Raw genomic sequence first — 11,994 nt, 5'->3', positions numbered from 1 at the left:
GATGCGTGCCGCCATTATAGGGCGCGTTCAGCGCAAAGACATCGCCGGGGCGGATGCGGCCCGCATTGAGCCGGATCACCGTTTCCACGCTGCGATCCATCGAGCCCAGATGCACCGGCATATGCGGTGCATTGGCCACCAGCGCACCCGTCGCATCGAAAACCGCACAGGAGAAATCCAAGCGTTCCTTGATGTTGACCGAATGGGCGGTGTTTTGCAGCGCCACGCCCATCTGCTCGGCGATGTTCATGAACAGGTTGTTGAACACCTCGAGCAGGATCGGATCGGCGGCAAGGGTTCCGGCGGCGGCGGTGCGCGCCATGCGTTCATGGCGGCGCATCACGATGTCGTCGCGCGGGGTGAGTTCGGCGCTCCAGCCCGGCTCGATCACGATGGTCTGGTTATCCTCGATGATCAACGCGGGGCCGCGCACCCGGTCGCCGGGGACAAGGGCCGCGCGCGGAAAGACCGCGGCCTGAACGCTTGCACCATTGCAGAAGATCGGCACATGGCGATCGCTCACGGCATCGCGTGCCGTGGCGTCGGACAGCGTGGCGGCACCCTTGTCACGGGCGGCCTCGCGCATTTCGACCTCGACGGCCTCGACTGTGACGGGCTTGTCGGGGCTGACAAAACCGAACTGTGCCTTGTGCGCGGCCTCGAATTCGGCGCGCGCAATGGCGGCATCGCCCGCCCATCCGACGGGCAGCGCGGTATCGGTGCCAGCATAGCGCAGGTGCAGGCGGGTGACGGAAAGCGCCGCCTCGGGATCGACGCCTTGCTCGGACAGTTCGGCGGCGACAGCAGCGCGCAGATCGGCGGCCAAGCGGTCGATGGCGGCAAGGCTGTCCGCCCCCAACGGCTCGACCAGCGCCTGTTGACGGCTGGCCGAAACCGTCGCCCGCCCGATCCCATAGGCCGACAACAGGCCCGAGAGCGGATGGATCAACACCGCCTCCATCCCCAAGGCATCGGCCACCAGACAGGCATGCTGGCCCGCCGCACCGCCAAAGGCATTCAGCGCGTATTTCGTCACATCATAGCCGCGCTGAACGCTGATCTTCTTGATCGCATTGGCCATGTTCTCGATGGCGATGGTGAGGAAGCCCTCGGCCACCGCCTCGGGGGTTTTGCCCTCGGCCTTGGCGATCTCGGCAAAGCGCGCGCGCACCACATCGGCGTCAAGTGCCGCGTCCTGATCGGGGCCAAAAACGCGGGGGAAAAACTCGGGCCGCAGCTTGCCCAGCATGACATTGGCATCGGTCACCGTCAGCGGCCCGCCGCGCCGATAACAGGCGGGGCCGGGATTGGCACCGGCACTATCCGGCCCCACGCGGAACCGCCCCGGTTCAGCATGCAGGATCGACCCACCGCCCGCCGCGACCGTGTTGATCCGCATCATTGGCGCACGGATACGCACGCCTGCCACCTCGGTGTCAAAGGCGCGCTCATATTCGCCCGCGAAATGCGCCACATCGGTCGAGGTGCCGCCCATGTCGAAACCGATCACCCGGTCGAACCCGGCATCAGCCGCCGTTTCCACCATGCCTACGACACCGCCCGCAGGCCCCGACAAGATCGCATCCTTGCCTTGAAAGCGTTCGGCCGCCGTCATCCCGCCCGAGGACATCATGAATTGCAGCGTCGGCCCCGCCGCGCCCGCAGGGGTCGCGCCAAGCGCATCGGCCACGCGGGCGACGTAGCGGCGCAAAATGGGCGAGAGATAGGCATCGACCACCGTCGTGTCGCCGCGCCCGACCAGCTTGACCAAGGGTGAAACCTCGTGGCTGACCGAGACCTGCTGAAAGCCCATCTCGCGCACCAGCGCCGCCAAAGCGGCCTCATGGGCGGGGTTTTTCCACGCATGCATCAAGACGATGGCGACCGCCTCGATCCCATCCGCCTTGGCCGCCGCCAAGGGCGCGCGGAGCGGCTCGGCATCAAGCGCAAGCTCCAACGACCCGTCAGCGCGCAGGCGTTCATCGACCTCGATCACCCGCTCGTAGAGCTGTTCGGGCAGGATGATTTCCTTGGCGAAGATGTCGGGCCGGGCCTGATAGGCGATCCGGAGCGCGTCGCGGAACCCCTTGGTGATCAGCAAAAGCGTGCGATCGCCCTTACGCTCCAACAAGGCATTGGTGGCGACCGTGGTGCCCATCTTGACCGTGCCGATGCGGGCGGGGTCGATCACGCCGCCCAAGAGCCGCCGTATCCCCTCGATGGCGGCATCAGGATAGGCTTCGGGGTTTTCCGAGAGCAGTTTCAGCGGCGTCAGCGACCCGTCCGGCGCACGGCCCACAACATCGGTGAATGTGCCGCCCCGGTCGATCCAGAAATCCCAAAGCGCTGCGCCTGTCACCTGTGCCATCTGCCCCCCGCCGGGATCGCCCCGTTTCTTCACCCTGCTCGGTGACAAATTGCGCGCGGGGGGTCAAGCGCTGCGATCAGCGCGCCAGCCCCGCCGCCCACGCCAGAATACGCGCCGTGACAGGCGCGGTCATCGCCGGGCTCATGATATCGCCCGCGATCACATGGGCAAAGGGATCAGCCCCTTGGGCGGGCATCTCCAGCGCGACAAGGTCGACCGGCCCGCCCCACCCCGCCATCGCCGCGCGCGTGGCCTGTGCCGAGACCACTTGATCGGCGTCGGAAATCAGCACCAGCGCAGGCATATCCGCCTGGCCCAGATCACGCCCCCGCATTTCGCGCAAAAGCGTGCCAAGCGTCACCGCCGCCCCGATGGGATAGCGCGTCGTCCAATGCGCGGCTTGGCCTTCGTTCATCGGCTCAAACGCACGCTCAGCCCCCGCGACCCAAGGCCCCCAGACCCGCGCATAAGGCCATTCCAGCAAGACCCCCGCCGGGTTGGCCAAGGCGAAATTGGGCGCAACCAACACCATTCCCGCCACATCGCGCGCCATCGCGGGATCGGTCGCAGCCCATGCCGCCAGCGTGCCGCCCGTCGAGGTGCCGATGACGATCACCCGCTCGCCCACCGCGCGCGCGATCTCGAGAAAAAGCGCGGTATCCTCCAGCCAATCGCCCGCCCGCGGCTCGGCCATGGCATCGCCGTCGCGCCCATGCCCCGACAGCCGCGCAAAGACCAGATTGGCCCCCAGACCGGCCGCCACAGCATCGGGAACAGGGCGGATTTCCTCGGGCCCTGCGGAAAAACCGTGCAGATACAAGACCGACAGCGGCGTAACTGCGCCCGCCTCGCCCGCCCAGACGATCCGCGCCGCGTCACCGGGGCGGATATCGTCAAGCGCCGCTTCGCGCGCAGCAATATAGGCAACCGGGTCATCGATCTCGGGCAACGCGCCCATCTCGGCCCGCTCGCGCGGCAAAAACCACACCACAACCGCAAGCGTCACCCCCGTCGCGATCACCCAACCGATGAAACGCACCACGCTAAGCATCGCCCAAAACCTCCGCCACCGCGCGGGTGATGGTCGCCAAACAGGCCGGATCGGAAAAGCGGTGATCGGCGCCCTTGATCAATTCCAAGCGAATATCGCCCCCTTCCAGATGATCCAGAAGCCGCAAGGCGACCGACATCGGCACATCGGCATCGGCCGTGCCCTGCAACAACCTGACCGGCACGCCAAGCGCCAAGGGACTGCGCAGCACCAGCTGATCGCGCCCATCCACAATCATCCGCCGCGTGATGATCATCGGATCGCCATACTCCGACGGCAGCGCCACCTGCCCATCCTCCATGCAGGCGCGGCGCTGATCCTCGGACCAGTCGGCCCACATCCCATCTTCGGTAAAATCGGGGGCGGCGGCGATGGTGACCAGCCCCGCCAGCCGTTCGGGCATGCGCTTGGCCATCAACAGGCTGATCCACCCGCCCATCGAAGAGCCGACCAACACCTGCGGCCCCTCGGTCAAGGCGGTGATCGCGGCAGCCGCATCTTCGGCCCAATCGCCGATACAGCCATCGATGAAATCGCCACTGCTTTGCCCATGCCCCGAATAGTCGAACCGCAAGAAAGCATGGCCAGCCGCACGCGCCCAAGCTTCAAGATGAACCGCCTTGGTCCCGGTCATGTCCGAGCGCAGACCGCCCAGAAACACCACCCCCGGCCCCTGCCCTTCGGACTTGTGATAGGCCAGACGACGACCCGTCGCAGTCTGCAGATAGCGCACCATGCCTTGCCCCCCTTTGGCCCCGAATCCTGCGCCAGCCGCGCGCGCGGGGCAATCCCATAACCGACCCAACTGGCCGTTGACTTCGCAACGTCACCCGGCCAGAAAGCGCGCAATACATACCCGCAACCGGGCGTTTAGTAGGCGCCAAACCGACGAGGAGGCCGACAGATGGCCCAGATCACCCTCACCTTTCCCGATGGCAATGCACGCGAATTCCCGGCCGGCACCACGCCCGGCGAGGTGGCCGCTGCGATCTCCAAATCGCTGGAAAAAGCCGCGATCTCGGCCACGGTGAACGGCGCGCATGTCGACCTGCAATGGCCGATCGATGCGGATGCCACCATCGCGCTGCACACGATGAAGGACGCCCCCCAAGCGCTGGAGCTGATCCGTCATGACCTCGCCCATATCATGGCGCGCGCGGTGCAAGAGATTTGGCCAGACGTAAAGGTGACCATCGGCCCCGTGATCGAGAATGGCTGGTATTACGATTTCGACCGCAAAGATCCCTTCACCCCCGAAGACCTTGGCCAGATCGAGGCCAAGATGCGCGAGATCATCAACCGCCGCGACCCGGTGACGACCGAGATCTGGGAGCGTGAGCGCGCGATCAAGTATTACGAGGCCAATAACGAACCCTACAAGGTCGAGCTGGTCGGCATGATCCCCGAGGGCCAGCCGATCCGCATGTATTGGCACGGCCACTGGCAAGACATGTGTCGCGGCCCGCATCTGGCACATACTGGCCAAGTGCCCGCCGATGCCTTCAAGCTGATGAGCGTGGCAGGCGCCTATTGGCGCGGCGACAGCACGCGCCCAATGCTGCAACGCATCTATGGCGCGGCGTTCCAGAACCGCGACGACCTCAAGGCGCATCTGACCTTTCTGGAAGAGGCCGAAAAGCGCGACCATCGCCGCTTGGGCCGCGAGATGAACCTGTTCCACATGCAGGAGGAGGCGCGCGGCCAAATCTTCTGGCATCCCAATGGCTGGACCATCTACACCACGCTGCAAGATTACATGCGCCGCCAGCAAACCCGCGGCGGCTATGTCGAGGTGAACACCCCCCAAGTCGTCGACCGCAAGCTGTGGGAAGCTTCGGGCCATTGGGAAAAATACCAAGAAAACATGTTCATCGTCGAAGTGGACGAGGATCATGCCCGCGAGAAAGCGGTCAACGCGCTCAAGCCGATGAACTGCCCCTGCCATGTGCAGATTTTCAACGTGGGGCTGAAATCATACCGCGATCTGCCGCTGCGGATGGCGGAATTCGGATCGTGCAACCGCTATGAACCCTCTGGCGCGCTGCATGGCATCATGCGTGTGCGCGGCTTTACCCAAGACGACGCGCATATCTTTTGCACCGAAGATCAGATCGAGGCGGAAACCGCGCGCTTCATCACCTTCCTGTCAAACATCTACCGCGATCTGGGCTTTGCCGAATTCGAAGTGCTGTTTTCCACCCGCCCTGAACAGCGCGCGGGCAGTGACGCGGTCTGGGACAAGGCTGAATCCGCCCTTCTGGCCGCCACCCGCGCCGCCGGGATCGAGCCGGTGCTGAACCCCGGCGAAGGCGCCTTCTACGGCCCCAAGCTGGAATTCACGCTCACCGACGCCATCGGGCGGAAATGGCAATGCGGCACCCATCAGGTCGATTTCGTCCTGCCCGAGCGGTTGGATGCCAATTACATCGGCCCCGATGGCGAAAAGCACCGCCCCGTCATGTTGCACCGCGCCTGCCTTGGGTCCTTCGAGCGGTTCATCGGCATCTTGATCGAGGAACATGCCGGCAAGCTGCCGTTTTGGCTGGCCCCGCGTCAGGTGGTCGTGGCCTCGATCGTGTCGGAGGCCGATGATTTCGTGCATCAGGCCGTGGCCCAACTCAAGGCGGCGGGTGTGCGGGCCGAGGCCGATATCCGCAATGAAAAGATCAACTACAAGATCCGCGAACATTCGGTGGGCAAGGTGCCCGTGATCCTCGCCATCGGCCGCAACGAGGTCGAGGCAGGCACAGTGACCCTGCGCCGCTTGGGCGAAAGCCAAACCCAACTTCGCCCGCTTTCCGAGGTCGTGACAGAACTGACCGCCGAGGCCGTGCCTCCCGATCTGCGCTAAGGCCGGATCGCATCTTTACATCTGTTCACGAACCGCCCCCACGCCCTGCGTCGGGGGCGGTTCGCCTTTGACGCGATTGACACATTTGGCCCTCGCGCATGGATTATTCCGGCGCATCATGCTGCGTCGCAGCGAGGGGTTTTGCATCAAAGCATTGAAGATAAAAGAAATTCCGATTTACACATTTCACTTTTCCACCACGATCCGATCACGGCCACGTGCTTGACGGCCTCGTGATTGGCCGGTGAACGGGCGCATCAGCAATATCACCTCATCCGCCAAATCAGGCCGGATGAAACATTAATTATCGCTGAACCCAACACCGGGAGTTTTACGTATCATGACCATCCACACCAAATCCCTCGCCCTTTTCGGTGCTGCCGCGGCAGCCCTGACCGCGTATGGCACCACCGAAGCACAGGCACAGGCACAAGAGAAGTGCTACGGCATCGCTCTTGCAGGTGAGAATGACTGCGCCGCCGGTCCCGGCACGACCTGTGCGGGCTCCTCGACCGTGGATTACCAAGGCAACGCTTGGAAGTTCGTCGCTGCAGGCACCTGTGTCTCGATGGAAAAAGATGGCGGCCGCATGGGTTCGCTCGAGGCTCTCGACCGCGACTTGCCCGCATAAGCTGTTGCTCCGGCAGATCGCCGGCATGTGCTTGCTTGATCCCGCGGCCCTCGCTGCGGGATCATTCCCTCCAAGACCCAAGGTCACATCATGCTCGATGCCACCGCCCCCCGCGCCCTGCCCGCCGCCGCAGGCATTGGCTACAAATCACGCCATTTTTCCGGTCTGATGGCAGCACGCGGCCCCGTTGCATGGCTGGAAATCCACGCCGAGAACTATATGGGCGCAGGCGGACGGCCCTTGGCGCAATTGCGTGCGCTGGCCGAACGCTTTCCCATCTCCGCGCATGGCGTGGGCCTGTCGATCGGCGGCGCGCGGCCGCTCGATCGCGACCACCTCGCCCGCCTGCGCCACCTGTGCGACTGGCTGAACCCCGCCAGCTTTTCCGAACATCTGGCATGGTCGACCCATGACACGGGGTTCCTGAACGACCTGCTGCCCCTGCCCTATACGGAAGCGACGCTCGCCCGCGTCTGCGCCCATATCGACCAAGTGCAAGAGGTGCTGGGCCGCCGGATGCTTTTGGAAAACCCTTCGACCTACCTCGCCTTTGCCGAGACCGAGATGGCTGAGGTCACGTTTCTCTCCGAGATCACCCGCCGTACCGGCTGCGGGCTGTTGCTCGATGTCAACAATGTCTTCGTCTCGGCCACCAACCAAGGCTGGGATGCGCGCGCCTATATCGATGCCTTCCCACTGGATGCTGTGGGCGAGATCCATCTCGGCGGCCATGACGAGGATGCCGACGACCATGGCCGCCCCCTTTTGATCGACAGCCATGGCCGCCCGGTCATTGATCCGGTCTGGGCGCTTTACGCCCATACCATCGCGCGCGGCGGCCCGCGGCCCACGTTGATCGAATGGGACAATGATGTGCCCCCCCTGCCCGAACTCATCGCCGAGGCCGCGCGCGCGCAGGCGATCCTGACCCCGGTCGAGGCCACGCCATGACCAGCCAGACCACATTCGCGACGGCGCTTCTGGACCCTGCCGCCCCGGTTCCCGCGGGGCTGAAAAACCCTTTCGGCGGCCCGGCTGGCAAACGTTTCGACGTCTATCGCAACAATGTCGCCGCCTCGCTGAGCGCGGCGTTGGAGACCGGCTTTCCAACCGTGCGCAAGCTGGTGGGCGACGAATTCTTCAAGGCGATGGCGCTGATCTATCTGCGCGCCAACCCGCCCAGCGACCCGCGCCTTGCGCTTTATGGCACGACATTTCCCGGCTTTCTGGCGCGTTTCGAGCCCGCACTTCACCTGCGCTACCTGCCCGATGTGGCGCGCCTCGATCTGGGGTTGCGCCAATCCTACCACGCGGCAGACAGCACCCCCTTCGACACAAGCGGGCTTGATCCGGCGATGGTGCTGGCGCTCAGGCCGCGCCTTGCGCCCGCCACGCTGATCTTGTCCTCGCGCCACCCGGTCTTTGCGATCTGGCGCTACAATAATGAGGCCGACGCGCCCAAGCCCGACCCCGTGCCGCAAGATGTGATGATCGCGCGCAAGGGATTTGACCCGGTGCCGCATCTCTTGCCGCAAGGCGGGCTGGCACTGGCGCGCGCGCTCAAAGGACGCCTCACGCTGGCCGAGGCAATGACCCGGACGCTGGCCGATCATCCCACCGCCGATATCGCGGCGCTCGTCACCTTGATGTTCACCGCAGGCGCGCTGACGCGTGACGCCTGACGCCCCTGAAAGGAATTCCTCGATGAATGCTCTGATCGCCCTTCATGCCCGCATCTTCGGGGCCCTTGAAACCCATCTGGCGCCTGCCCTTTTGCCCAGCCTTGCGCGCCTTCTCTTTGTGGGTGCGCTCTTCATGTACTATTGGAATGCAGGGCTGACCAAACTCGGCGAAGGGTTTTTCGGCCTGTTTCAACTCTCGACCGGGGCCTATGTGCAAATCCTGCCCCGCGCGGTCGAGGCAGCAGGCTATGATCCTTCGGCATTGGGCTCAATGGCCCGCGCCATCGTCCTTTTCGGCACATGGGCAGAATTCGCGCTGCCGATCCTTTTGGCGGTGGGGCTGTTCACGCGCCTTGCGGCACTGGGCATGATCGGCTTTGTCGTGGTGCAGACATGGGTCGATGTCATGGGCCATGGTGCGGCATTGGGTGCGTTGTTCGACCGCCATGCCGACGGGCTGATCGACATCCGCGCCTTGTGGATCTTCCCGCTTGTGTTGTTGGTGCTGCGCGGCGGGGGGCCGATCTCGCTCGATGCCGCCCTCGCGCGCTGGTATCAGCCGATCAGCGCGGCTTTTGTCCCGGCGTCCCAGCCAAGATAAAGCGCATCGCCCGCATCGATCAGCGGCCGCTTCATCACGCTGGGATATGCCGCCAAAAGCGCGACGGGATCAGCACTTTGCGCAGCCCCATCCAACCCCCGCCATGTGGTCGAGCGCCGGTTGATCAAGCCATCCCCGAATTGCGCCAAGGCCCGGTCGCGCAGCGCGTCGGGCAAGGCCACCTCGCGCAGATCCACAAGGCTTGCCGCATGGCCCGCCGCCACCAATTCGCGCAATGCCGCGCGACAGCTATCGCAGTTCTTCAACCCATAGATGCGCAATCTGCCACCTCTTTCAGCATTTCACCCCGCCCTTGTGCAACCAGTGCGAGAAAACGGGCATTTCACCCAGCAAAATCCACCCAATTCTTGTTTTTTCACCCCGCCACACCATCATTTTCCACGTGGCGCAAGGGTGCAACCCATCATCCACCCCGACATGTCGCGGTCGGGTGACCCCAACCTGCAGCACCACCCCGCACCGCTTCACCAAGGCGCGGGCTGACGAGGACTGGATAAGGAAAGACAGATCGATGCCCACTGGCACCGTAAAATGGTTCAACACCACAAAGGGTTTTGGTTTCATCGCACCCGATGATGGCGGCAAGGATGTGTTCGTGCATATCTCGGCCGTGGAACGCGCCGGCATGACCGGCCTGCCCGACAATATGAAGATCGGCTTCGAATTGCGCGAAGGCCGCGATGGCCGCTCCTCCGCGGTCGAATTGCAGAAGATCGACTAAGGCCGGGCCGATCTGCCCAAGGCATGGAGAGTGGGGCCGCGGCGCCACATCATGGTGGCATTTCGATGCCATTCTCTATCTTTTTTCCAAATCGCCGGTAGCCTGACCCAAACAAACCCGTCCGGACAGGGAAATGCAGAACGCGATCATGGCATGCATGCGCGACGAGGGGCCCTTCGTCGTCGAATGGGCCGCCTATCATCGGCTGATCGGCTTCGACCGGGTGTTCATCGTCACCAATGACTGCTCTGACGGAACCGATCTGATCTGTGATCGGCTGCAGGCGTTAGACCATGTCACCCATATCCGCAACGACGACCACGGCGCGACGCCGCCCCAGATCGCGGGTGTCGCAAAGGTGCTGGCCCAGCCCGGTGTCGATGACCTGCGCTGGCTTTTGCATATCGACGCCGATGAGTTTCTCAACATCCATGATGGCGTGGGCCACCTCAGCGATTGGCTGCCCCGGCTCGGCGCACATGACGCGGTCGCGGTCACATGGCGGCTTTTCGGTGATGGCGGCCTGACAGCATGGCCCCAAGGCGGGCTCCAGACCGAGACCCTGACCATGGCCGCCGCATCGGCGGGGCTGTTGTCGGGGCTGCAAAAGACGATGGTCCGCCCGGCGGCCTTTGGCGCGGGGATCGACCACATGCCCAAGGCGCCGCGCCATGACGAAGTCACCCTGTGCAACGCCGCTGGCCGCAGCCTGCATCCCGGCGCGCTCTACCACCCCACGCAATCCGATCACCGCGCGGCGGGCGACGGCACGATCAACCGCAAACGCCATTTCCCGTGGCAGGGCGCGGTGATCAACCATTACGCCATCCGCACCCAAGACCTGTTCCTGCTCAAGAACTGGCGCGGGGATGCGATGAATTCGCGCCATAACAAGCGCTATGCGCTCAACTCGCGCTGGCACCGCGCGGCCAATTGCAACGATGTCGCAGAGGTCTCGATCCAGCGCCACCTGCCCGGTTTGCGCGCGCTCATGGCCGCATGGCGCGCCGCCGACCCCGACATCGCCCGGATCGAAGAGGCGGCCTTCGCCCGCATCGCCAAGGCACGGCGCGATTGGCTGACACCCGAGACGATCGCCCGCCTGACCAATCCGCCCCGCGAGGCCTAGCCCGCCACCATCCGCGCCACCATCACCCCGCCCCAAGCCGACAGCGCCGTGACCGCCACACCCCAGGCAAGGTCGAGCGCCACCATCTGCGGATGCCACACCCGCATCACCGCCCAGCTGGTGAATTCATAGGTGCCATAAGCCACCAGCCCCAGGATCGCGCCATTGACCAGCGCCATATGCGGCACCCCATCGCGCAGCGCGGGCCAGCCCGCGAAATAGGTCACCCCGCCCATAAAGGTCAGGTAGAACAACACCGCAGGCAACAGGCGAAACCCGCCGGGATACAGCGCATCGCCCAAATGGCGCGCAAAAACCGGCTGGATCACCGCACGCAACATCAGCGCATCGGCGATCAGGAAGATGATCGCCGTGGCGACGAACAAGACGATCAGGGACATGGGCACTCCACCTAAAGGGTGAGGCAGAGGTAGGGCGGAGGGGCGCCCCTGTCGAGGGGGCCCTCCCGATGTACCGCAGGGTGGGCATCCTGCACACTATGGTGGGGTGGAGGCACGGATTACGGGTGCTGCTACGCCGTAGAGTGGGCATTCTGCCTAGCATAAGTGGGGTAGAAGCGGGTGCTATAGGTATAGCGACACTTCAAGCTAAAGAAACCAAGCGCCTGAAATCGGTTTCGCAGATAATTCGGAGCCCAAAACCCTCGTCAATAAGCTCTTCTGCTCGCCTTTGTTTGGAGGATTTTTTATGTCCTGATAATTGTCGGATATCGAGGTCCCCTACTACAAGTAGGGTTGTGTTCTTAGTGACGTTAGATGCCACACTGCAACCAAGCCGCGCTGCCAACTCCGCTGCTTCTCGGCGCGGTATGGTGAGCGCGCCAGTAACAGCCACTACCTCACCATGTAGAGGGCCATTAGGATCACCATCTATGGAAATCTTCGTTGAAGATGATAACGGCGAGATTGGCCGCGAACT

General features: G+C 63.9%; 13 protein-coding genes. 7 read left to right on the top strand and 6 right to left on the bottom strand.

Annotated elements, in window-relative coordinates:
- From ACTG4J_RS11825 to ACTG4J_RS11815, 3 genes are all read right to left on the bottom strand, one after another.
- A partial coding sequence (locus ACTG4J_RS11825) for a hydantoinase/oxoprolinase family protein (protein WP_439139755.1) occupies positions 1-2,368 on the bottom strand: 2,368 nt, incomplete at its 3' end.
- A 76-nt stretch (positions 2,369-2,444) separates the two neighbouring features.
- A complete protein-coding gene (locus ACTG4J_RS11820) occupies positions 2,445-3,419 on the bottom strand; it encodes an alpha/beta hydrolase (RefSeq protein WP_439139753.1) in 975 nt (324 codons plus the stop codon).
- Entirely contained in the window at positions 3,412-4,155 is a 744-nt protein-coding gene (locus ACTG4J_RS11815; RefSeq protein ID WP_439139751.1) for an alpha/beta hydrolase, read from the bottom strand. Before ACTG4J_RS11815 ends, ACTG4J_RS11820 begins: the two co-directional genes overlap by 8 nt.
- A gap of 168 nt (positions 4,156-4,323) precedes the next feature.
- Between ACTG4J_RS11815 and thrS the strand changes: the two genes are divergently transcribed.
- From thrS to ACTG4J_RS11790, 5 genes are all read left to right on the top strand, one after another.
- The gene (gene thrS / locus ACTG4J_RS11810; protein WP_439139749.1) at positions 4,324-6,270 is read left to right on the top strand and encodes a threonine--tRNA ligase; all 1,947 of its coding nucleotides are present in this window, start codon (positions 4,324-4,326) and stop codon (positions 6,268-6,270) included.
- Positions 6,271-6,610: 340 nt separating this feature from the next.
- Entirely contained in the window at positions 6,611-6,901 is a 291-nt protein-coding gene (locus tag ACTG4J_RS11805) for a BufA1 family periplasmic bufferin-type metallophore (protein ID WP_439139747.1), read from the top strand.
- Positions 6,902-6,991: 90 nt separating this feature from the next.
- On the top strand, positions 6,992-7,852 hold the full coding sequence (bufB, locus tag ACTG4J_RS11800; RefSeq protein WP_439139745.1) for an MNIO family bufferin maturase: 861 nt from the start codon (positions 6,992-6,994) through the stop codon (positions 7,850-7,852).
- Positions 7,849-8,583 carry an HvfC/BufC family peptide modification chaperone gene (locus tag ACTG4J_RS11795; RefSeq protein ID WP_439139744.1) on the top strand — a complete coding sequence of 245 codons (735 nt, stop codon included), beginning with the start codon at positions 7,849-7,851 and terminating at the stop codon, positions 8,581-8,583. Before bufB ends, ACTG4J_RS11795 begins: the two co-directional genes overlap by 4 nt.
- A gap of 22 nt (positions 8,584-8,605) precedes the next feature.
- On the top strand, positions 8,606-9,184 hold the full coding sequence (locus tag ACTG4J_RS11790) for a DoxX family protein (RefSeq protein ID WP_439139743.1): 579 nt from the start codon (positions 8,606-8,608) through the stop codon (positions 9,182-9,184).
- Here the strand turns inward: ACTG4J_RS11790 and ACTG4J_RS11785 are convergent.
- On the bottom strand, positions 9,139-9,465 hold the full coding sequence (locus ACTG4J_RS11785) for an arsenate reductase family protein (protein WP_439139742.1): 327 nt from the start codon (positions 9,463-9,465) through the stop codon (positions 9,139-9,141). The genes ACTG4J_RS11790 and ACTG4J_RS11785 overlap by 46 nt on opposite strands.
- Before the next feature lie 251 nt (positions 9,466-9,716).
- On the opposite strand from ACTG4J_RS11785, the gene ACTG4J_RS11780 reads away from it, so the two are divergent.
- Together ACTG4J_RS11780 and ACTG4J_RS11775 are read left to right on the top strand one after the other, a co-directional pair.
- A complete protein-coding gene (locus ACTG4J_RS11780) occupies positions 9,717-9,926 on the top strand; it encodes a cold-shock protein (protein WP_439139741.1) in 210 nt (69 codons plus the stop codon).
- A gap of 133 nt (positions 9,927-10,059) precedes the next feature.
- Positions 10,060-11,055, top strand: coding sequence for a glycosyltransferase family 2 protein (locus ACTG4J_RS11775; RefSeq protein WP_439139739.1), 996 nt, complete (start codon positions 10,060-10,062; stop codon positions 11,053-11,055).
- On the opposite strand, the gene ACTG4J_RS11770 is transcribed toward ACTG4J_RS11775, so the two are convergent.
- Together ACTG4J_RS11770 and ACTG4J_RS11765 are read right to left on the bottom strand one after the other, a co-directional pair.
- Positions 11,052-11,456 (bottom strand): DUF2177 family protein, encoded by a 405-nt coding sequence (locus ACTG4J_RS11770; RefSeq protein ID WP_439139737.1) that lies wholly within the window; start codon positions 11,454-11,456, stop codon positions 11,052-11,054. The genes ACTG4J_RS11775 and ACTG4J_RS11770 overlap by 4 nt on opposite strands.
- 202 nt (positions 11,457-11,658) lie before the next feature.
- Positions 11,659-11,994, bottom strand: a 336-nt coding sequence (locus ACTG4J_RS11765; protein ID WP_439139735.1) for a BRCT domain-containing protein, incomplete at its 5' end; no start/stop codon positions are given.

Source organism: Roseicyclus sp. (assembly GCF_965662675.1).
Classification (GTDB): domain Bacteria; phylum Pseudomonadota; class Alphaproteobacteria; order Rhodobacterales; family Rhodobacteraceae; genus Roseicyclus.
This window is presented reverse-complemented; position numbering and strand designations above follow the sequence as displayed.